This window comes from Stenotrophomonas sp. B1-1 (genome assembly GCF_010894375.1).
Taxonomy (GTDB): Bacteria; Pseudomonadota; Gammaproteobacteria; order Xanthomonadales; family Xanthomonadaceae; genus Stenotrophomonas.
On sequence record NZ_JAAIUZ010000007.1, the window covers coordinates 1 to 22,119 of the forward strand.

The window sequence follows — 22,119 nt, forward strand, 5'->3', positions numbered from 1 at the left end:
CAGGGAGCGCCGATATCGCGCGCGCGCAAGCCCGTCCAATCTGCCCAGGTGCAGAACGTCTTCGAAAAGCTTCATGTCGATCCCCGCCGCCAAGCCCAGCTGCTGTACTGGATGGGCTGGCGCGTGTGTGACATCGCCTCCCTGATCGGGGAGAAGGACAAAACCGTACACAGCTGGAAGGCGCGTGACGACTGGGACCGCGCCGACACTGTGGAACGCATCGGCGGAGCGCTGGAAGCGCGCCTGTGCATCCTGATCCACAAGCAGGAGAAGACCGGCGGCGACTTCAAGGAAATCGACCTGCTCCACCGTCAGCTCGAGCGCCAGGCGCGGATCCAGCGCTACCAGGGTGGCGGCAGCGAGTCCGACCTGAACCCGGCGGTGGCAAACCGCAACGCTGCGCCGAAGAAGAAGACGCGCAAGAACGAGTTCAGCGAGGAAGAGATCGAGCGTCTGCAGACGGCCTTCGTGGACGGCTGTTTCGACTACCAGCGCGATTGGCTGCGCTCCGGCAGTGAGCGCACGCGCATCATCCTCAAATCGCGCCAGATCGGTGCCACCTACTACTTTGCCCGTGAGGCGTTGCTCGATGCGCTGACCACCGGCCGCAACCAAATCTTCCTCAGCGCCTCCAAGAGCCAGGCGCACATCTTCCTGGGCTACATGCGCGGCTTTGTGCGCGAGGTGTTGGATCGCGACCTGACCGGTGACCCGATCACCCTGGCCAACGGCGCCGAACTGTTTTTCCTGGGCACCAACGCCCGCACCGCCCAGGGCTATCACGGCAACTTCTACTTCGACGAATTCTTCTGGACGTACGGGTTCAATCAGCTGAACAAGGTCGCCAGCGGCATGGCGATGCACAAAAAGTGGCGCAAGACCTACTTCAGCACGCCCTCAACCATGGCGCACGAGGCCTACGACTTCTGGACCGGCGAGCGGTTCAACAAGGGCCGGCCGGTCTCTCAACAGATCCACCTGGATGTCAGTCATGACCGCCTGCAGGGCGGGCGGCGTTGTGAGGATGCCATCTGGCGGCAGATCGTTACGGTGCTGGACGCGGCCGGCCGCGGATGTGATCTGTTCGATATCGAAGAACTGCGCCGCGACTACAGCGCCGAGGAATTCGCCAACCTGCTGATGTGCGAGTTCGTCGACGACAGCGCCAGCATCTTCCCGCTGGCGATGCTCCAGCCCTGCCAGGTGGACAGCTGGGTGGAGTGGTGCGAGGACTACCGCCCGCTGGCTGCGCGCCCTTACGGTGATCGCGCGGTGTGGATTGGCTACGATCCGGCCGAGTCCGGCGATAGCGCCGGCATCGTCGTCGTGGCCCCGCCAACCACACCCGGCGGCACGTTCCGAGTGCTGGAGCGCCATCAGTTCAAGGGTATGGACTTTGCGGCCCAGGCCGCGTTCATCCACAAGATCACACTGCGCTACTGGGTCACCTATATCGGCATCGATGGCACCGGCATGGGCACCGGGGTGGCGCAGCTGGTGCGCCAGTTCTTCCCCGGCGTGACGGTATTTAACTATTCGCCCGAGGTGAAGACCCGCCTGGTGCTCAAGGCCTTTGATGTGATCAAGAACGAACGGCTGCAGTACGACGCTGGCTGGACGGACCTGACCCAATCGCTGATGGCCATCCAGAAAACACTGACTCCCAGCGGGCGCCAGGTGACCTACACCGCTGGCCGCTCGCGTACCACCGGCCATGCTGACCTCGCTTGGGCCCTCATGCACGCGCTGCAGAACGAGCCGCTCGAAGGCGTCATGGCCGCACGCGGCTCCATGGAGATTTTTTGATGAATGACACGCCTGATCCCACCGCACAGCTGCCCACAGGCGGGGTGGAGGTCTTCACCTTTGGCGAGCCCACCCCGGTGCTGGATTCGCGCGGGATCTATGACTACCTGGAGTGCGGAAGGAATGGCCGCTTTTATGAGCCGCCGGTCGACCTATCAGGACTGTCGCGAACCACGCGCGCCAACCCATACCTGCAGACCGGTCTGACGTTCAAGCGCAACATGCTGGTGCGCACCTTCAAGCCCAACAGGTTGCTTAGCCGAGAGGCATTTGGGCAGCTGGCGCTGGACTATGTGACCTTCGGCACCGCCTACCTCGAACGCCGCCGGTCCCTTGCTGGAAAGGCGCACAGCCTGACCGTGCCGCTGGCGCAGTACATGCGCCGAGGCGTGGAGGAGGGCGAGTTCTTCCAGGTGCGCGCCGGCCAGGTCGAACACGAGTTCCCGCACAGCGAGGTTTTCCAGCTGCGAGAGCAATGCCCTGATCAGGAGATTTACGGGCTGCCCGAATGGATGCCGGCGGTCCAGGCGGCGCTGCTGAACGAATCGGCCACGCTGTTTCGGCGCAAGTACTACAACAACGGATCGCACGCTGGGTTCATCCTGCACCTGACCGATCCTCAGACCGAGGCCGGTGATGTCGCTGCCTTGCGTGAGGCGTTGCGCCAATCCCGTGGGCCAGGCAATTTCAAGAATCTGTTCGTCCACTCGCCCAACGGCAGCAAGGACGGCTTGAAGCTGATCCCGGTCAGCGAGGTGGCGGCCAAGGACGAATTCACCGGAATCAAAGAGGTTACCCGAGATGACATGCTGGCATCGCTGCGTATCCCGCCGCAGTTGCTGGGTATCGTGCCGCAGAACAGTGGCGGGTTTGGGTCTATCCGCGAAGCGGCATTGGTGTGGTCAGCAATGGAGCTGGCTCCGCTGCAGACGCGCATGACCGCGATCAACGAGTGGCTGGGCGTGGAGGCGATCGGCTTCGAGCCATTCGAGCTGGCTGCGGCTGCTTAGTCCGCTCGCAATTGAGCATTCGTCCTGAGCGAGGGGGCTCGCCTACCTGCGAGGCAGTCTTCACATTCGGCGATCGAGGCTCATTCGGAGGATAGGAGCCAGGTTTTCTAGCGAATAGAACTCCTTCGTGGGCTTAGACGTGTAGCTCGTCCGCATTCCTACCTTTGCCGCTCCAGCTCAGACCAGTTGTGGCGATGACTTTAAAAACTGCGCTGAGAATACGAAGCGACGCTTGTCAATGGGAGAGGCGTCATATGGTTGCTCGTGATTCCCGTCCCGTCCGGAACTGGAAGAGTGACAGGCCATCACCTGCCGGTGACCGAGCGCTGGTAGTGCACTCAGGCCATCCCGAAGGTCAGACGTTCCAGCGCCAACGGGGCGAACTGGGTCAGGCGAAGAGACGGGATGAGCGCCAGCCGAAAAATCCAACTGTGGTGACGGTCTTTTCTCACGCCTCTCTCACGGTTTGGTTGCGAGCCTAGGAGCGCCTAGCGAATCGAAGCCTAGGCTCAAATCACAAACCGGGGTTATCAAATGAAGACTATCGTGACGGCATTAGGTGCCTTAGCAATCGCATTTTCAGCTATCCCATTTGACTCCCAAGCATGCCCCAGTCCTGAACAGGTGAGATCAGCAGTAATCAAGGTTGTGGCGGCTCGTGCAGAGCTCTAGCAATCCGATGTTAATGGGGCAAAAAGCCTTGCTGAACACGGCCTTGATGATAAGGATTTTCCAGATGTTATTTTCGATTTGGAGGAGCAGTTGGATATTGCAATTAAGGGTGATGAGTTTTCGCTGGGCACCAGTGTAGAAGGTGTTGTGGAAGCGGTCGGAAGGGTTTGCAAGTAATTTCAAAGAACCGACAAGCACCACCTAGCCGGGAAGGCGACCAATCTCATGCGCCAGCTTGCGCATTTGCGAGTAGGGCGGCCGCTTCCCCGATCCTTTCGCCGGCTCTGGCACCACCCTGGTGGCCGCAAATGCCGAGGGTAATAAGTGGACGGGCATCCAAATGATCGGACACTACGTTGGCGTAGCCAGATCGCGCCTCTCCAACTCATATCCATCCACACAACAACGCCCAGCAAGCAGCTCCCTCGGGCGGCTTCCTCGTGGCAATGCCCTGCTTGCCCCGCGCTCTTCGTTAGCTCACGCCATTACGCAAGAACGCGTGGTTGTCTGCAGTCTTTATTGGTGCCTGACCGGGCTTCTCCCATCTGCCAATAATTGAGCTACTGGTTCAATCGTTCCTGATCGGCCACTTTGAGCATTTTTTCGGGAGAGACATCGAACCCGATTAGCGCGGCCAGGAATGCCCAAGAGTCCGCGTTCACAAGAAATTGCTTTCTTGCTTCACTAGGTGATAGTGACGAGGCATGCGCCTTGATCTCTTCGCGCATCAATTGCGCGTCTTCGATGACATCGTATCGGAAATAGCCTTGGCCAAAGTAGTGCTCGTCTTCCGTTCCGAGAGCAATGTGAGAAGACTCATGGATGAGGGTGAGTGCCTTCTGGATAATGCTCGACCGGTCAAAGCAAGGTGACAGGAAAATCCGCTTATGCGGATCAGTGGGCGCTGCTTCTCCCACGGAGGGGGATGACTTGTCATCTCTGCGGAGGAACACGAGCTGCTCACGGCCGTCGCCACCTCTGCGCATACCATCCAGATGGTTACTTATACGCGTGAATCCACTTATGGCTTCTTCTGCAAGTGCTTGGGGCACGTAATGATTCCCGCAGATCAGAGAAAGTTGATCTGTGTTTCCACTGCTTAGTGTGGATACTGCTAGCTGGGTAAGCCTATGAGCAAGTCGAATTGCAACTGTTGTGTCGTGATAGAGGTCTGCGTCGGCCGACTGCAGTTCAGAGAGTCCACGGGCTCGAATTCCTTGTTTTGCCTCCATGTACGCGTCGTACTTGTCGCCGGCGCCAACGTGATAGCTCGCAATCCCCCCGCTACGGTCGGCGCTGTTAGCGCTCTCATATGAGCTAAGGAATGCTCCTGGCGGCCTCGGTCTGGCGTCAGACGCGCTCTGAGTGGGTGCCGGCATGGGCGCATTACAAACGCTGGGGCGGCCAGGACCTTGTGCAACAGAGCGTTCGCCAGTCGGGTCCGCATATGCTCGGGATCCAGATTGGAGTGAGTAAGGGGCAACGGACGGGATGGGGGACACTATGGATGGATTAGGCATGGATGGAGGTGTGAACCTTACATTCTCTCGTTGATCGCTGCGCGGGGGCTTGAAGATTTTCGGCGTAATTCGAGAGCGCAGTATCGCGATGCGATCGGGCTGGTTGCGGATCTTCCCTGTCACGGCGGGCACTCCTCTCCCGCCGCAGCTTCTAAGTATCGTGCCGCAGAGCAGCGGCGGGTTCGGGTCTATTCGCGAAGCGGCGTTGGTCTGGGCGGGGATGGAGCTGTGCCGCTACAGGCTCGGCTGCAAGGCATCAACGAAAGCATCGGCGAGGAGGCGGTCACCTTCATCGCGTTTGATCTTGGGACTGCCGGGGCATAGCTGTGGTACACGCCTTGATCTGTCGCGGAACGCGTGATCGCCACTGCCTCTATCGACTAGCGTGCTGGGATGGGCTGCCAGGCAGGACGGTGGCGTTGTTGGGCTTGTCGGCGGCGTCAAGGGCGGCCCCTACGAGGCGCCGGTTCTGGAGGAAGTCCCGTCGGCCGATGGTCGCTATTTGCATTGGTCGCAATTGGATGACGTGGAGAAGCAGCAGGCAGGGTTCAGGTGAACATCGGAAGGTGTTTGCTTGGCAGCAGTCTCATTATTGAGTAGGGACCGCTAGCGCACCGCTCTTCTCGGATAGAACAATGCCCACGTCTACGTCAGGGAGCTTCTTCGTTTGTGAGCGCTTACAGGCTGATAGTACCTTCCCACCCAACTTGTGCGCCATCGCGTCCTACGGGACGGTGCGCCGCTATTGCTGTTTACGACTGCTACAGCTGCGGATGACCATCGGCACGCTGCATTGTGCCGGCCTCACGTAATGCGGTGTGGCGGTGTGGGACAAGGCGTGCGACGGCCTCCCGCAGCGTGGACGCTTCTCCAGCCAGACCGTACTGTGCTTGGAGCCGCAAGAAAAAACACCCCGCTGTTGCCAGCGGGGTGTATGCGCGTTCGGTAATCACGTGCGCTTGCGTGAATCAGGCTGCTTGTGCCTGATAATAATCGTCAAAGTTGGCGATTAGTTTTTTTGCGCCGATTACGTCGGTCGCCTCTCGGGCTGTCCACATTGATTGCTCGCCACGTCGCAACCAATACAGCCCCATCAGCTGGATACCCTATTCCAGTTAACCAAGTGGTGGAGCTGGCGGGACTCGAACCCGCGTCCGCAACGCATCCTCTTTGCTTCGTACAGCCATAACCCGTTGCCAACGACTGCATTCGGGGGTGCTCGCCACGTGGGCGAGGGGCTCGTAGACGCTACTGCGGCCGGCTCATCTATCGAATATGATCGAAAGTGCTCGCAAATCTACGATAAACGAGCGGGTGCAGCTGTGTCGTCTATCGGCTGCTGACGTCGAGGAGCGGAAACCTTGGACCTACGTTCAGGCGGTCGGAAGCGTGGCGTGCCTGAGATCAAAGGCGTACAGCGATCTTCTCGGGGTTCTTTGAGTGGTTAAGGTTCCTATCGGCCATTGAGAGCGCGGGCCAAAAGGCCTCGCGGATAGACTCTCCGGGGCCGACTGAGGTAAGGCTGGCGAGTTCCAGCGTAGGTCAGCCGAGTGAACTGACACCTGGCGCAGCTGTTGTGGATGGCGTCCCTGATTGCTGGTAGTAGCCCACCGTCGTCGAGCTCCCGCTGTAGCCTCACACGCGTACGATGAGCTGCCTCATCCCACTTGCCTTGCGTGGCCGTATCGGCCCGTTCGCCGAAGAATAGGAAGCACCTCTTCGAAGAGCGAAGCCTCAGATCGCTGCGCCTCGGGACGATGGCTTGGGATGATCAGGCGGCATACGTCCGGCTCCGACAGAATCCGGACCTGCTGGTCGCTACCTAGGGTATCGACGGTGGGGTGGTGTTTCACCACCCCACGGCATGCTGGTTCATCGCCTGATTGGCGTTGCTGTACCCCAGTGCCAGAGCAACATCTTTCCCGACAAACCACGGTTGCCTATCTATATCGATGGCGCGGATGGCACAGCTATCGAGAGGGAACGGCATCAACTGCATCTAGGAGCGCTCTGTGGGAGGTGGCTGCAAATGGGGATGAACGATGGGGTATCAAAACGATACCCCATCGAAGTTGCGTAAGCGTGACCGCGAGCACGGATGGATCCAGGAGTGGGGCGGCGACTTGGTGGCGGGTCGGTCGAACATCTCCTCATTTTTGAGGAGATGTTCGGGTACTTCAAGCGCCCAGGCCAACGTTCCATGCCTGCCGCGCGCACTCGTCTCCCCGCCACGCCTGCCCGCTTCATATCCCTCTTTTTCTGCATGCCTGCAACAGCGGCCCAAAGCCCGCCGCTGCTGGATCTTCGGGGTGCCCTGGCAGACCTAATACCCCTGCAGATTTCTGCAGCGAGCGTCGATCGCGAGGCTCTCAGGAGGCACTGCTGGCCGCTGGCAACGGGCCAGATTTTTTGGAGTCCCTCGGGGATCCGGTTACTTTGGTTACCAGGCTCAAAAATGCCCCGAAACCCTTGCGGCACAAGGGACGATTGGTAACCGAAGTCAAGTTACTTTGGGTTACCGTCTTGGTTACCTGGCGTAAATCATTGAATTGCATAGGCGACGAATAGGGCTTGGTAACAAGGCAGTTTTGGTTACCGGTAACCAAAATGTAACCCGATAGTAACAATGAGAATATTTATGTAAGTGATTGAATATAAATAATTTTGTCCTGTGGAAAAGCTGTGGAAACCAAGGTAACCAATTTCCCGAGGGTCTCCAAAAATGTGCCTATATAGCGAAGCCGGCACCACGGTTCTACTTTCGGCGCCACATGTTCACTCACGCCTGCAGCCCGCACGTGGCCGAAGCCCAGGTGCAGGCAAGCGGAATGCTGCTGGTCATTGCCCGGCCCGCCGACTTCTACTAGACGCCAGGCTCCGATTAGTCACCCGCTGCTCGGCCGGGCGCAATTCGTGCAGAATGCGCTGGATCTTTTCACCTTCGGAATGGGCTACCCGCATTGCCGGCGGCCAGTCTCCCGCAAGCTCATCGGCTTATCGGTACCGCTGGCGCAGTACATGCGTCGGGCGGTAAAGGAGAGGAAGTTCTTCCAGATCCGAGTCGGCCAGGTTGAGCGCGCGTTCATGCTAGGCAGCGTGATCCACCTGCGCGAGGCCGATATGGTCCGGAGATCTATGGCTTGCCCGAATGGATGCCGGCGGTGCAGTCAGCGCCTGTTAACGACCCGCCACGCTGTTTCGGCGCAAATACTACAACAATGGCTCCGCGCCGGCTTCATCCTGTATCTGTCTCACGCCCAGGGCTCTCAAACCGATATGTCCACGTTGCGGGCACTCAAATCAGCGCGTGGTTTGGGCGACTTCAAAAACCAGGGCCTGCGTTCCCCGAAGGTAAGAGGGAAGACCTGCAGCTGAACCCAGCCAGAGAGGTGACGGCCAAGGATGAGTTCACGGGCATCAAGAGCGTGCCCGTGATGACATGCTCGCCACCTTGCGTATCCCAGCGCAGCTGGTGGACATCGTGCCGCAAAGCAGTGATGGGTTGGTTCGATCCAAGATGCCGCTCTGGTGTGGGTATGGGTGGAGTTGGAGCCGATGCATGCATGGCTAGCTGGGTTGAATGCGCATGCTGACAGGCAGGCGAATCATTTCAAACCGTCGGGAGCCGGACGAGCGTAGCGCCTTGAGACCTGCGAACCAAATGAGCCGCGCGAAATTTGCCGGCCAAGACGAGCCAGTCTTAATTTCTGTGCAACTGCCGACTGGCACCTCGGTTTTGGCTTCGCCACCGCCCAATAGAGTCCCCGTGAACGAGCTCGTTCACGGGGGGAGTCGCAGCTGTTATTTACTGCGCCCACTGGTGGTGTGAATCGTATTTCCGTCCCGTTTCAGTGTTGATCGGTTGCTCGGGCCTGGCGTTGAACCACGAAGTCCTGGTGTCTCGAGGATTCGAGGCAGAGACAGGTTTGGGCGAAGCCTTCGCGATCGGGGCGCTGGAACAGCTACTTGAGCTGATTGTTCTAGATGTGCTGGTCGACTGCTGCGGCTTCGGGGCCGAGAACCAAGTGCAACTGTTCCCTACTTTATCAATCTTCTTGGCAAGGGAACCTTCGCTGATCTGCCGTTTCGGGCTATCTGCGCTCTTTGGGCTGTATGTTTGATTCGTTGGATTGTAGGGATTTACACCAAGTGGCATGGCGTATGTCTCCGTGTCTGGGGAGCCCCAAGTGTGAGCACTTGACACCGAGGTGGCAGTAGAAGGTGTTCGAATCGATGACGGCCGGGCTGACGCGCAACATAGGCATATGCACGAACGCGCTCAAGGAACGCTATCACTTTAGCACCGGGCTTAAACCACTAAGGCGGGGAGGCGTAGGGCCTTCAGGGTGGCGCCCAACGCCCTAGACCCGCCCGGCTATGTGACTGGCACGGTGTTGTTAGGCCGCCGTCTGCGGCGACTGGCGAAGCTCTTAGGCGAGCGCAGGCCGGGGCTGGCCACTAGGCAGCAATACCACAGTATTGGCGCGCCCGTGAGCGCCCTGGTCCGGCCGACACACCTGCTGTCCTCGGACTCCCATTTCCTGCAGGCCTGCATCATCTTGTCAGATAGTGCGGGTGCTTGGCCGAATCCGCCGGGAATATTTTTGAAATGAGCTAAGGATACCAACGGTTTCACGAGCCCGTGCCGGGAGAAATGCGTGGCCTAAGTGGTTGATGTATAGAGAAATAGCGTGGGCCTCATAATCCCTTGGTTCCAGGTTCGAATCCTGGTGGGCCCACCATTGCAGCGTTTTATATGGTCCTATGTAGTCCTATAAGTTCATTTATATCAATCACTTATGCGACTCTTGAGTCCTATGGCGCCCTATAGCGTCCAGTCAAATCCTAGTTTTCCTGGCGGTAGCATTGGCGGTAACCTCTGTGCCTTTGTTGCCAGTTACCGCCTCTATGCCTTTAACCGATACCGCAATCCGTAAGGCCAAACCTACCGCCACCGTCCAGAAGCTTCGTGATGGTGGCGGCTTGTATCTGCTGCTGCGGCCGGATGGTGCTAGGTGGTGGCGCTGGGATTACCGCCGCCCCGTCACCGGAAAGCGCAATACGCTTTCTTTTGGTACGTACCCTGAAGTGAGTCTGGCCGCTGCCCGCGAACGCCATGCGGCCGGTCGTAGATTGTTGGCAGATGGCATCGATCCTGGCGAGCAGCGTAAGGCCCACAAGGTTGCAACGCTGGATAGCACTACCAATACGTTTGAGGCCATTGCTGCTGAGCACTTGGCGATGAGGGCCAAGAAGCTCTCTGCTGGCTCGGTAAAGCGTGAGCGACGGCTGATCGAGAAGGATCTGAACCCCATCATTGGTGGTCGTCCTGTGGCGGCTATATCTGCGCGCGAACTATTGGAACCGCTTCGAAAGATTGAGGCGAGGGGTGCAGTAGAGACGGCACATCGGGCCCGGATGCTGGCTAGCCTGGTCTTTCGCTATGCCATTGCTACAGGACGTGCTGAGCGCAATCCCGCTGAGGATTTGAAAGGCGCTCTTGCCTCTCCTGAGTCGCAGCACTTCGCCAGCATCACCGATCCGCCTCTTGTGGGAGGTCTGCTACGCGCCATGCATGGATACCAGGGCTCTCCGGTCGTGAGGGCTGCCCTGCGTCTTGCTCCACTGGTATTCGTTCGCCCAGGCGAATTGCGCCAGGCGCGTTGGGCTGACATCGATCTTGATGCAGGGCAGTGGCGCTTCATCGCTACTAAGACCGGTCAGCCTCACATTGTCCCGCTGGCAGTCCAGGCAGTGGCGATCCTGCGCGAACTAGAACCACTGACCGGACGCGGTCCCTACGTCTTTCCCAGCATGCTTGGTAAGGGCCGTCCAATGAGTGAGAACACCGTCAATGGGGCACTGCGCCGGCTGGGCTTTGACTCGGACACCATGACTGGCCACGGCTTCCGCGCGATGGCGCGTACCGTCTTGGATGAGGTGCTCGGCTTCCGCCCGGACTACATCGAACACCAGCTTGCACACGCGGTACGTGATCCAAACGGTCGTGCGTATAACCGTACGGCGCACCTGGCCGAGCGTGCAAAGATGATGCAGGCATGGGCGGACTATCTGGATACTCTCAGACTCTCCTGCTGATGCTCTTTCCTGCGGTTCTCATTTCTGACTAACTGTTTTTCGGTGTAACGGGTGTTACAGGTGTAACGCAGTCGCGATATCTATTTTATATCAACAGGTTGCGTCGATAGGCGTGACTGATTGGCTTGGTGTTACATGGTGTAACCGGTGTTACAGCAAGTGAAGGTGTGAACCATATAGGACGCGCTTGGAGGGCAAGGCGAGCGGACGAGTAGTGCTTACACGCCCCCTCGTGGCATCCAGGACGGACCGATAATCATCGCCCTGCGCGGCTCGTGCGTACCCCCGTGGTGGGAGTTGAATGTGCAGTCGTGGACCGCATCCCCGTCGCTGTGCTGGCGGCCTGCACGCCCCTTGTCTCCTCCCTGAGCGTTCAGCAGCGCGCCTTGCGACTGGCCACCGCCGTCATTCCCACCCCAGCGTTTTACCGACGCCGTGTTTAGTACCCCTCGAGCAGCGTGAAGAACCGCCGCTGTTCTGCGCAGTAGGCCGCCAGCGGCGGCCTACTGGCGATGTCGCGGCTGCCGCCTCGGGATCTGGCTTCGTCGAACGCCGGCATTCCCAGAACGCGCGGCGAATCCAATCCCTCCCATGACTTGGTCATTGATGCTTGGCGCTTAGCCGGCTGCAGTGGGGCTGGCCGTCCTGCAGCGTCCAACCGCGTCTGATCGGCGTTTGTAGAACAACGTCCTACACAGCGCGCCGCGTGAGTTCGTGTGCGCTGGCCTCTAGCCTCTAATCAAGCCCACAACACAGGGCGGTAGTTGACCCAACGTCAGCACCGCAACGCGTCACATGCTTGATTCCCCCAATACCTCGGCCCCATCTAGTCGATCAGCGGATCACTCGCAGGCTGAGGCCGCGCGCCCCGAGCGCTTCTTGCGCAGGCCTGAGGTGCTTAGCCGCACCGGCGTCTCGCGCTCGCACCTGTACTGGCTGATGGACCGTGGCCAGTTCCCTCGATCGTTCCCCTTGTCCCCACGCGTCACCGTCTGGCTAGAGTCGGACGTGGATGCGTGGATCGCCGCCCAGATCCCCGCCAACAACAAGCGAGCCTCCCGATGAAAGACCTGATTTGCCTGGTTGTCTCCAATCAACGCTTCCACTTGACGCCGCAGGAGGCCAAGTTCCTGGCACAGCATCTGCACACCGCCGTGAATCAGCCGAACTTGGCATTGCATCTGACCCGCCAGCGCTCCGAGCACTCGGGCAGTATCGAGGTGCTGCGCGGCCCCGGTATCACGCTGACCGACTGCTGAGGTACAGGCATGAGCGGATCACTGTCGTGTCCACACTGCAGCGCCCAGGCCGTTGTGCGCACCAGCCGTTCGGAGAGCCCCCTGCTGCGGCTTTCAACGCTGACATGCCGCAACGCTGCCTGCGGTCATCAATTCGAAGCATATACCGAGATCGTTTGCACTATTTCCCCGAGCGCATGCGCGAGCGGCGAGATCTGCCTGCCGACCAATTCGCATGAGGAGAATCGTGCGCTTCGGACGCGCATGTCGGAACCGGAAAGCTCTAGTCCAGGAGCGAATTTCGAATGAGCGCGCACTTGACAAGCGCACTGCAGGCCGTGCAGGATTCTCCCGTCGCCGCCAAATCGGCGACCGGGATTGGTCTCCCGAATACATACGGCGCAACAGCGCCCATCAGCCCATGCTTGGCGCTTTTTTGTTGCCTGCATCGACGTGGGCGTATGCCTGCCAAGCTTTATGGCGGGCGGTGCGTGGGGGGCTTCAACCCCGCCGGTTCCGTGTGTCCGGTAGACCAACCCGTACCGTCCGCCACCTTCGATTGGTCTCGAAGCGGCGGTCTCCAATCAATACACGGAGTCCCTGCATGAAGATGCCCGCAAGCGCTTCCACGCGCTTTTCGCTCGACCTTGCCCGCTGCCTGTCCGATATCATGCATACCACCCGGTGGTCGCACGAGGAGTGGATCGCCCTGCAAGCCCGTTTGCGCGATCTGGGCCTGCCCGTTGATGAATTGACGCTGGGCATGCTCGTTCGTGTGGCCGCCACCGCCCAGGAGGGCCGCGCATGAGCCGTACTCGTGCCTTTCTGCGCTGCCCGCATTGCAACTGCGTTGCCTATGTTCGCACCAGCGTCATGCAGTCCAAGCTCAAGCGCGAATCGGCAGTCCAATGCAATAACGTGCTGTGCGGCCATACATTCACTGCCGTGACGCAGATCGTGCGCACGCTCTCGCCGAGCGCCTGCCCAAGTAGCGATGTCAGCCTGCCTGTACGCCAGCGAGCGCCCGGGCGGCGACACAAGTCGGCAGGCACCGGCGCGGGAGATGCCGCATGAACACCATGCATCTGGCACCACACCCACTCCCGCAGGCGCTCGCTGCCCCCGACCTGGGCTACTGGATCAGCGAAGAGGACTATCACCGCATCGAGCGTGCTTGCTCTGCGTTGATGCTCCTGGAAAGTGTCGGCGAAGGCGTAGGTGAAAGCACTGCGCTCTCGTTCGATGCGGTGGCCTCCTGCGCACACTACATGCGCGAGGACCTGCTGGGCGTGTTGGCCAACTCCATCTACAGCCGGGACGTTGGAGGTACCCACGATGCGCATTGATGCCTTTGCTCACGCGCTCTCCTGTGCCGGCCTGCGTGTCACGCGGGTGCTTGCCGATGGGCGCCTGCACCGCGTGCCCACTCAGGGCGATCGGTCAGGTCAGCTCAGCGGCTGGTATGTGCTCCATCCAGGGCCGCCCCTGGCCGGCGCCTTCGGCAATTGGAAGACCGGCGCAAGCGAGCGGTGGATTGGCATTGACGAGCAAGCGCTATCACCGGCTGAACTACAGGCATTGCGCGCACAGGTTGAGCGCGCCCAGCGGCTGCAGCAGGCCGCCCGTCATCAAGTTCAGGGTCAAGCAAAGGTGCAGGCCGTGCAGCGTTGGCAGCGGTCTGCGCCGGCACGCGCTGATCACCCCTATCTGGTGACCAAGGCTATCGGCACGCACGGCATCCGCCAGGACGGCGACCATCTACTGATCCCGCTGCGCGATGAGCGGGGCCGGCTGTGGAGTCTGCAGACCATCGCCCTCGATGGCACCAAGCGCTTCTTGGCAGGCGGCCGCAAGCGCGGGTTGTACTACTCGGTCGGCCGCGAGGTGCAGGAGGTGCTGTGCATCGCCGAGGGCTTTGCCACGGCGGCCAGCATCTTCGAGGCCACCGGCTATCCCACGGCCGTGGCCTTTGATGCGGGCAATCTGGAACCGGTAGCGCGGGTGCTGCGCAATAAGTTTCCGCACGCGCGGCTTGTGCTATGCGCCGACGATGATATGGCCACCGCCGTGCGAACCGGCATCAATCCTGGCGTTGCCAACGCACAGCGTGCCGCCGAGGCCGTAGGCGGGGTGGTCGTGACACCGCCGCCATTGCACTGCTCGAGCTGACCGCTCAATCCACCGATCCCCCTTCTGTTCATCCTGTCCCCAAGCGCTTGGCGCTGGCGTGGCAATGGAGCCCCGTGCGTGAAAAATACTCCTGAATCCGTCGATTTCAATGACGCCAGTCGTAGGGCTGGCCACGATGCGGTGCGATCACGCATCGCCCAGGCAGTCCAGCCTGAGGAGCGTAGCCCCTCAGCGACAGCCACCGTGACGGCGACGTCGCCCGCGCCGGCTGCAAAGGCAAAAGTCAAAGACAAGCCGAGCCGCGGCCAAGGCACTGACAAGGGCGCAGTCCCACACTACCGCTTGAGCGAAGGCGGTGTGTTCTACATCGGTACCACCGAAGATGGCGACCTGGCCGAGCCGGCATTTGTCTGCTCACCGCTCAAGGTCGAGGCCAAGACGCGTAACAGCCAGAGTGAAGAGTGGGGCCGGCTGCTGACCTGGACCGATGCCGATGGCCACCACCATCGCTGGGCGGCGCCAGCGGAGATGCTGGTGGGCGATCCGCGCGAGTTCGTCCGCCAGTTGGCAGCCGGTGGCGTGGAAATGTCGGCCCATCGCAACACCATGCAACGCCTGCTGGCGTACATCATTCAAGAACGCATTGATGCGCGCGCCCGCAACGTGGCGGTGCCGGGCTGGCATGACGGACGCTATGTGCTGCCTAACGGCGAAAGCTACGGCGCCGGTGACGAGCAGTTGGTCTATCAGCACAGCGGTGGATTGCAGCATCACTACGCATCAGTCGGCTCGCTGGATGACTGGCGGCGCGACGTGGCCACGCGATGCCAGGGCAATTCGCGCTTGCTGCTGGCGGTGTCGGCGATGTTCGCAGGACCGCTGCTGCACTTCACTGGCGCTACGGGCGGTGGCTTCCACCTGGTGGGCGGAAGTAGCAGCGGCAAGAGTACCGCGCTGCGCGTTGCCGCCAGCGTCGTCGGTCCGCCCGAATATGCCCGTGAATGGCGCAGTACTGCCAACGGTCTGGAGGGCGTAGCGGTGCTGCACAACGACGCCACCCTGATCTTGGACGAGTTGGCCCAGATCGATCCCAAGCAAGCCGGTGATGCGGCGTATCTGTTGGCCAATGGTAACGGCAAGAGCCGAGCCAACCGCGCCGGTGAAGCCCGTGCTGCATCGCGCTGGCGAGTCCTGATCCTGTCTGCCGGTGAAGTGGGTCTGGCGCAGCATATGGCCGAAGCGGGCAAGCAGGCGCGTGCGGGCCAGGCCGTCCGACTGGCCGACGTGCCGGCGGAGGTTGAAGACGGTCATGGCCTGTTTGAGCGGCTTCATGACGCCAGCGATGGCGCGGCTCTGTCCGCACTGCTCAAGGACGCAGCCGCTCGCAGCTACGGCGCGGCGTGGCCGCTGTGGATGTCCTACCTGACGCGGCAAGACAGCCCGGCACTGACGACACAACTACGTGAGTCCACCGATAGTTTCCTTGCATCCTATGTGCCGGACGATGCGTCTGGCGAGGTGCGCCGTGTCGCCGAGCGCTTTGCCATTGTGGCCTTTGCCGGGGAGTTGGCCAGCACGTGCGACCAGCGTCTGACAGGCTGGCCCAAGGGTGAGGCTACGAGGGGCGTCGCCGCATGCTTCCAGGGCTGGCTGCAACGTCGCGGTGGGTCCGGCAGCGCGGACACCGATGCACTGCTCTCCCGGGTGCGCGCGTTCTTTGAAGCACACGGAGAAAGCCGCCTGGAGCCGCTGCGCTACGCGCAGGAAGCGCCGCCAGTGCGGGATCGGGCCGGCTTCCGTCGTTTCGACGAGGTGGGCGTCACGGAGTACCTGGTGCTGCCTGAGGCGCTCAAGCGAGAACTGTGCGCCGGCTTCGATCTTCGTCAGGCCACGCGCGAGTTGATCACCGCCGGATGGCTCAAGCCCAGCCCCGATGGCAAGGCTTCCCATCCGGTGCGTGTGCCGGGGCTGGGTTTGATGCGCCTGTATGTCTTCGACAGCCGCAAGGTCCATGGCGTTGGCTGACAGGCGACGCGCTACAGCGCCGGGCGAGCTCGTACACAACGGTCCGTCCGCATCCAGCACAGCACTTGCCCGAGCGCGCTTCCTTACCACTTGAACTTGATTGAATAGCCCTGATCCGGACCCGCCAGGCGTTCCATCGCCTCAACCCTTTTGGCCTCTTGGCCACCTTCGGCATCCGCTACCAGTCGATGCCCGTCCTTTCCAAAACAGGAGAATGATATGGACGATTCCAGCACCACGAAAACCTCAACTCAAACCGCAGCGCCGACAGTAGCCCCAACGGCAGCGGACTCGCGGACGGCGGAGCAGCGTCAAAAGTTCAACGATCGCTGCACTGCATTGCGCCAAGCGGTCGACGATAAGCACGCTATGCATGACCGTGTGGCCAAGCTGAAACAACTCCAGAGCGCAGCGCAGGGGGAGGCCGATCAGGCCAAGGCGGCCTGGTCCAGTGCGCTGCGTGAGAGCAATGGCGAGATCACGCGAGCCATTCACAAGCTGCGCGCGGCCGAGCGATCCGCACTTGCGTTGGTAGAGGAGTATGAGGTGATGGCTCAGGAGCTGGCAACCGACAGTGAGCGCCTCGAATTGAGGGTCGCTGAGTGCCACGCGGACGCCTCCGGCGTACGCCACGGCCTGGTGGCTCTGGCTAAGGACAGCACCTACGCGAAGTTCCTAAACGAAGGCGCAGATTGCCTTGCCGCCGCGTATCAGCTTTACCTGGATGACGCCAATTGCGGCGTGCCCTATCGGTCGCAGATCGATCCGGATCAACTGGCCAGCAACTTCATGCGCAAAGTGCTAGCCGACATCAAATCTCGGGGCGGCAGCCATGCGGCCAAGGCCATCATCGCTTCGGCTATTGGCGTGGGCGCGGTGCCGCATGCCGGTGTCGATCCTGCACTGGCCGCGAGTCCGGTTCGGCGGATGCAGTTGCGCAAGAAGCTGGGCTTGCAGTCGTGAGCGGCAGCAATGGTCTCGCAGGGGATCGTTCCCACCACGCCGAGCTCAGCACAGCGACTCAGGCGTCATCGCTTTCTGTCTTCTCTTTTGACGAACCGACCCCCGTGCTTGATGCACGGGGGGTGTTCGACCTATTGCGTTGCTATGCCAACGATACGTACTTTGAGCCGCCGATCAACCTCGGGGATCTATCCAGAATCACGCGATCCAATCCCTACTTGCACAGCGGTCTGACCTTCAAGCGCAATATGCTGGTGCGTACTTTCGTGCCGCACCCATTGCTCAGTCGGCCAGACTTTGCCCAGCTTGCTCAGGACTACATGACCTTCGGTATGGCTTATGTGGAGCGCCCGACGTCGCCAATACGGCCGCATCGTCTCAAGCCGATCATGGAGAAGTATATGCGCAGAGGCGTGATTTCAGGGCTGGTCTACCAGGTTCGCGCCGGATGCATAGCGAACGGTGAGGCGAGCTCAAGCGGCCACTGTCGGGTTAGGCGGCCTGTGGAGGTGGACTCCCAGCGCCCAAGATGTAGTCACACTCCACGAGCCGGGCGTTGCTAACGGCTTGTCGCTCGCCACATCCCGCGCACGTCAATAGGGTGCCACCCGGCATGGTCTCCAACTCAGGAACCCTTGAATGGGTGATGTGCTTGCAATGGTTACAGCGGACTGTGACGGCGTTCACGCGTTGGAGAGAGTCGCTGTCGTCGCGGGCTGCATCAAGATCAAGTACGTAAAAAAGGCCTGTATCTGGCATTGCTGTGCACCGATAGTTTCTAGGCATGATGCGCCGGAGGGTGCTTGCGCGATGTGATTGCCTACCCAATTTGCTTTGGCTCGCCACTGAATTAATTGTCCAATTGTGTGGCTACGTCACTAAACCCTACCGCCGGCCCTGCTACGGTTAGTATTCAGCAAGGAGGTGCACCATGCCCATCAGAGCCGTTGTGTATATGAGTGAGGCCGGTAAACGACTGGCTGGCGATAAGTTCGGCCTGGCCAGCAGCAAACTCGACCGGATCGTGGACGACGCCGCGCGCTTCAATCTCGATGCCGGCGTAACGGGAGTTCTACTATTCGATGGCACCAGATTCCTCCAGTATCTGGAGGGGCCGGACGACGGGATTCGGGTGGCGTACTCTCGGGTCCTCGGTGCCTCGAGCCACTCTGTGGTCGTGGAACTGCTGAGAGGAACTGTCGGTCAGCGGCGTTTGCCTTTTTGGCCGATGCGCTGGCTTCCAGTTGAATCGGAGCGGCTGAGGGTGCTGGTGCGCGCGGACTGGACAGGCTTCGCCCAGCGCAGTCTTCCGGGCGAGAGCAACGCGACCGGGATGGATCTGCTCCACCAGACGGTGGTGCTTTATTCCAACGCCGCATGACTACCCGCGCAGAAATCGATGAGTTGCTGCGGCGCCGTGAGGGGGCGCCCCGAATGGGCCAAGGTGTATCCGGCATCTCAGTTTCTGTCGATGCTGACTCAATCTCTTGAGTACATCGCATATTGCGCGGATCCAGACGCGCGCGAGTACTGCCTGAGTCGAACGGGATGTCTCTATCGGGACAGTGGCGAGCGGGAACGCGCGGGCCGTTACGGCCATTGCTGGCGGCTCGCGCTCTAAGCGAGGGCCGCCCGGCACGGTCGAACGAGGTTGCATGACAGTTCCAATTCGCTGAACCGGCTATCCGACCGCTGGCGAAATGGCCGCTCAACTCGGGCGCCTGAGCAGCGCCGTGCCGGTGGACGAGTCCTGACCGTGAACCTCGGCCAAGTGACTATTCATCAGCTTGGCGGCGCCCCGCTTAACATTTCTTTCGCTGAACGACTCAGGCAGATGCCGCCTCATTCGCAGTTCTTCCGATCAAGGGCGTGAGCTAAGCGCTAGCGCCTGGTGGACCAGCATGACCCATCGCGTCCCAGCCAGTTGCAACGTTGCGCGCCCGATCCTGAGGTCAAGCGTAACACCGGTTACACCGTCGATACACGATGCCCAATCGCCGGGCATGTGTTCTAACTCTTTGAATATATTGACACAATTGAGGGGCGTTACACCTGTAACACTTGTTACACCGAAAAACATAAATGCCAAATATGGGCGCTGAACATTTGGGCAGCAACTGCGGGTCAATTCCAGCAGGAGCGTTGGGCCACAAGGCGTTCGAGAAAACTAGGTCAGGCTTCTGCTGCTGAGGTGTGTGATACACCATTTTTGTTACAGAACGTCAATTCATTGCGTTCCTGAAACACTCCAAACAGTGGGCTTTCCTTCTTGGACCCAATTGGACGCACTGTTCTTACTACTTTTACGCCCTGTCCTTTCCAACGTTACTTCGGCTGCCGATGCACCCACTCAAATCGCCCCTAGCCGCAGGGTTTTGCAGGCATTTAAGCGATTGATCAGAGCCATCCAGAGCCTTAGCAGCCTTGCTCCCGGCATGGGTGCAGGTAGTGCAGAAAAAGCACCCTATGAAGCGGGCAGGCGTGGTGGGGAGACAAGTGCGCGCTCGCAGGCGTCTGGATAGATATTTTCCATACTGAAGTGGCTTCATCCGTACGGACCGTGAGGAACTTGTGAAAAGGTCCGCCAATGCGGACACTTGGGAGGCTCTGTGGAGCGGAGCGAATGGACTCTCAACAGGGGAAATGAAATGGCACAACGTTCTCGTTTGCTTAGCATTTCGGTAAAGAATATTGGCTGCATAGGCGCCACCCCAGTCACTGTCACACTCGACCAGATCGTCTGCCTCGTCGGCATGAACAACGCTGGCAAATCTACAATCCTCACCGCCTATCAGTTGGCCAAAGGCAAGCAGACGTTCACCGCCGAGGATCGGCATCAACATGCGGCTGAGAACGATCCATCAGAGATCGTCATGGAGGTGCACATTCCCAAAGGACTTGGGAATATTGACGAAAAGTGGAAAGTCGATAGGGATGGGCTACTAGTCGTAAAGAGTAGATGGCTGTGGTCGCCCAAGGACGGGTTCGCGATGAAGCGACAGACATGGTCGCCAACCGCAAAGGGTGGTCAGGGCGATTGGGACCCAGATCAAAAGGCAGGCGGTTTCGATTCGGTGTTCGGCGCCAGGTTGCCGGAGCCCATCCGAATCGGCTCGCTGGATGACGCTGCCACGTATCAGTCGCAGCTATTGACTATGGCGCTCATTCCGCTCACAGCCGACATTGCCTTAGAAGTTGCTAGCCCTGGATCAGTGTTGCAGACTGCTATCAATGGAATTCAGCAGCGAGTCGACGCGCTCGCCAGCAATCACGCGACGCACTTTACCCAAATTGCATCACGGGTATCTACTGGCGTTGTGGGAGTTTTTCCGTCCCTGTCAGTATCGCTTACTCTTTCACCCGACGCGCCGAATATTAAGTTTGAAGAGCTCCTGAAGAACGGCTCGAAGATCAACATATCAGACGGCAAAACAACCACTGACCCCTCGCGACAGGGCACTGGCGCGCGTCGGACTTTGTTCTGGGGAATGGTTAAGGTCTTGTCGGAGCTCGAGCGAGACAAGGCCGAGGTCGAGCAGCTTCAGAAAGACCTAAAGAAGCACAAGGAGAAGCTATCCAAGGCTAAAGAACAGGACGTAGTAGCCCTTACGGAAAAAATCGAGGAAGTTCAGCACAAGATCAAGCAGCGGATTGGGTCAGCTGCACCCAACCCTGTTCCGGCAACGGCGGTGGAGCCTGATCCGAACGACGTCGTGTTTCCCGGCTACATTCTGCTAATTGACGAGCCTGAGAACGCTCTGCATCCGATGGCAGCTCGAGCTGCTCAGCGCTACCTGTATGACCTGGCCAAGGCCGGCGATTGGCAAGTTATGCTTACCACGCATTCGCCTTATTTCGTCAATCCTTTTGAGGACCATACGACGATCGTTCGTATGGACAGCGCAAATTCTGGCGGTGGTAGCACCGTGACGAAGGTCTACCGATCGGACAGTGTAAACTTTGTAGGCACGGAGAAAGAAGAACTTCAAGCATTGCAGCAGATTGACCCGAGCTTCTCGGAAGTTTTCTTTGGTTCGTACCCGGTCATTGTAGAAGGCGATACGGAGCATGCTGCCTTCATTGCCTCGCTTGTGAAAACGCCAAAGCCGCTCGCGCAGCATGTCACTCCTATTCGGGCGCGAGGAAAAGCCCTGATCGTCCCACTTATCAAAGTCCTAAGTCATTTCAAGATACCGTTTGGTGTCCTGCACGACACAGATACGCCCTTCATTGATAACGGCAAAAAAAATAGCGCGTGGACTGAGAATGGCAAGATATGGACCGCTATTCAGGCTGCTCGCGCCAACGGTGTCCTGGTAAGGCACCGGGTTAGCGTGCCGGACTTTGAACGTCGGATGGGCTTCTCAGCTGGCTCAAAGTCAAAGCCTCTGACTATGTACGTCGGAGTGCAGAACAGCGCAACGATGCAGGCCGATGTCGAGAGCCTGATGGAAGAGCTTCTTTCAGATGCTCAGCATTGCGCTGTGGGCGGGGCAGTGTCTGACGTAGACTTTGCCGATAAGTTGCGTCAGATACTAGCGAACTGGGCCGGTCAAAATGGCATGGCTAGTGATGTAAAGATCATCGGCGCGCACTGATCGTTCCCAATGGCCCCTCCTCATAGGAGGGGCCATTGCTTATCAGGCGTCGAGCCGC

17 protein-coding genes and 2 pseudogenes are annotated in these 22,119 nt (G+C 59.7%); 18 read left to right on the top strand and 1 reads right to left on the bottom strand.

The genetic code is table 11. The annotated features are described in order from the left end of the window. The first annotated feature begins 48 nt into the window (after window positions 1-48). The 3 genes and pseudogenes from G4G00_RS05945 to G4G00_RS21900 all read left to right on the top strand — a co-directional run. Window positions 49-1,806 (top strand): terminase ATPase subunit family protein, encoded by a 1,758-nt coding sequence (locus G4G00_RS05945; RefSeq protein WP_164271837.1) that lies wholly within the window; start codon window positions 49-51, stop codon window positions 1,804-1,806. Then, entirely contained in the window at window positions 1,806-2,816 is a 1,011-nt protein-coding gene (locus G4G00_RS05950) for a phage portal protein (protein WP_164271840.1), read from the top strand. Before G4G00_RS05945 ends, G4G00_RS05950 begins: the two co-directional genes overlap by 1 nt. An 855-nt stretch (window positions 2,817-3,671) precedes the next feature. Then, window positions 3,672-3,870 (top strand): annotated as a pseudogene (locus G4G00_RS21900) (DNA methyltransferase); the annotation flags it as partial. 178 nt (window positions 3,871-4,048) lie between these two features. Here G4G00_RS21900 and G4G00_RS05960 read toward each other — a convergent pair. Next, complete coding sequence (locus tag G4G00_RS05960) at window positions 4,049-4,540, bottom strand: hypothetical protein (RefSeq protein ID WP_164271843.1); 492 nt, start codon at window positions 4,538-4,540, stop codon at window positions 4,049-4,051. Between the two features lie 604 nt (window positions 4,541-5,144). On the opposite strand from G4G00_RS05960, the pseudogene G4G00_RS21905 reads away from it, so the two are divergent. From G4G00_RS21905 to G4G00_RS06035, 15 genes and pseudogenes are all read left to right on the top strand, one after another. Next, window positions 5,145-5,332, top strand: a pseudogene (locus tag G4G00_RS21905) (Presumed portal vertex protein); the annotation flags it as partial. Window positions 5,333-7,921: 2,589 nt separating this feature from the next. After that, on the top strand, window positions 7,922-8,383 hold the full coding sequence (locus G4G00_RS21805; protein WP_205515524.1) for a hypothetical protein: 462 nt from the start codon (window positions 7,922-7,924) through the stop codon (window positions 8,381-8,383). Window positions 8,384-8,904: 521 nt separating this feature from the next. Beyond that, entirely contained in the window at window positions 8,905-9,129 is a 225-nt protein-coding gene (locus tag G4G00_RS05975; protein ID WP_164271850.1) for a hypothetical protein, read from the top strand. Between the two features lie 787 nt (window positions 9,130-9,916). Next, window positions 9,917-11,107 carry an integrase arm-type DNA-binding domain-containing protein gene (locus G4G00_RS05980; protein ID WP_164271851.1) on the top strand — a complete coding sequence of 397 codons (1,191 nt, stop codon included), beginning with the start codon at window positions 9,917-9,919 and terminating at the stop codon, window positions 11,105-11,107. Window positions 11,108-11,902: 795 nt separating this feature from the next. Continuing rightward, window positions 11,903-12,172, top strand: coding sequence for an AlpA family phage regulatory protein (locus tag G4G00_RS05985; RefSeq protein WP_164271854.1), 270 nt, complete (start codon window positions 11,903-11,905; stop codon window positions 12,170-12,172). After that, on the top strand, window positions 12,169-12,366 hold the full coding sequence (locus G4G00_RS05990; protein ID WP_164271858.1) for a hypothetical protein: 198 nt from the start codon (window positions 12,169-12,171) through the stop codon (window positions 12,364-12,366). Before G4G00_RS05985 ends, G4G00_RS05990 begins: the two co-directional genes overlap by 4 nt. Window positions 12,367-12,375: 9 nt before the next feature. After that, window positions 12,376-12,654: an ogr/Delta-like zinc finger family protein gene (locus G4G00_RS05995; RefSeq protein WP_164271861.1), complete on the top strand. Its 279-nt coding sequence runs from the start codon at window positions 12,376-12,378 to the stop codon at window positions 12,652-12,654. Between the two features lie 295 nt (window positions 12,655-12,949). Then, window positions 12,950-13,153, top strand: a complete 204-nt coding sequence (locus tag G4G00_RS06000; RefSeq protein ID WP_164271863.1) for a hypothetical protein — start codon at window positions 12,950-12,952, stop codon at window positions 13,151-13,153. Continuing rightward, a complete protein-coding gene (locus G4G00_RS06005) occupies window positions 13,150-13,419 on the top strand; it encodes an ogr/Delta-like zinc finger family protein (RefSeq protein WP_164271864.1) in 270 nt (89 codons plus the stop codon). The genes G4G00_RS06000 and G4G00_RS06005 overlap by 4 nt, the downstream gene beginning before the upstream one ends. Further along, complete coding sequence (locus G4G00_RS06010) at window positions 13,416-13,691, top strand: hypothetical protein (RefSeq protein WP_164271865.1); 276 nt, start codon at window positions 13,416-13,418, stop codon at window positions 13,689-13,691. The genes G4G00_RS06005 and G4G00_RS06010 overlap by 4 nt, the downstream gene beginning before the upstream one ends. Further along, complete coding sequence (locus G4G00_RS06015; RefSeq protein ID WP_164271866.1) at window positions 13,681-14,514, top strand: toprim domain-containing protein; 834 nt, start codon at window positions 13,681-13,683, stop codon at window positions 14,512-14,514. Before G4G00_RS06010 ends, G4G00_RS06015 begins: the two co-directional genes overlap by 11 nt. Window positions 14,515-14,592: 78 nt before the next feature. Continuing rightward, entirely contained in the window at window positions 14,593-16,500 is a 1,908-nt protein-coding gene (locus G4G00_RS06020; protein ID WP_164271868.1) for a DUF927 domain-containing protein, read from the top strand. 219 nt (window positions 16,501-16,719) lie between these two features. Beyond that, entirely contained in the window at window positions 16,720-17,463 is a 744-nt protein-coding gene (locus G4G00_RS06025) for a hypothetical protein (RefSeq protein WP_164271870.1), read from the top strand. A 931-nt stretch (window positions 17,464-18,394) separates the two neighbouring features. Further along, window positions 18,395-18,844 (top strand): BLUF domain-containing protein, encoded by a 450-nt coding sequence (locus G4G00_RS06030; RefSeq protein WP_164271872.1) that lies wholly within the window; start codon window positions 18,395-18,397, stop codon window positions 18,842-18,844. A 1,267-nt stretch (window positions 18,845-20,111) separates the two neighbouring features. Next, window positions 20,112-22,061, top strand: coding sequence for an AAA family ATPase (locus G4G00_RS06035; RefSeq protein WP_164271874.1), 1,950 nt, complete (start codon window positions 20,112-20,114; stop codon window positions 22,059-22,061). The last annotated feature ends 58 nt before the right edge of the window (window positions 22,062-22,119 follow it).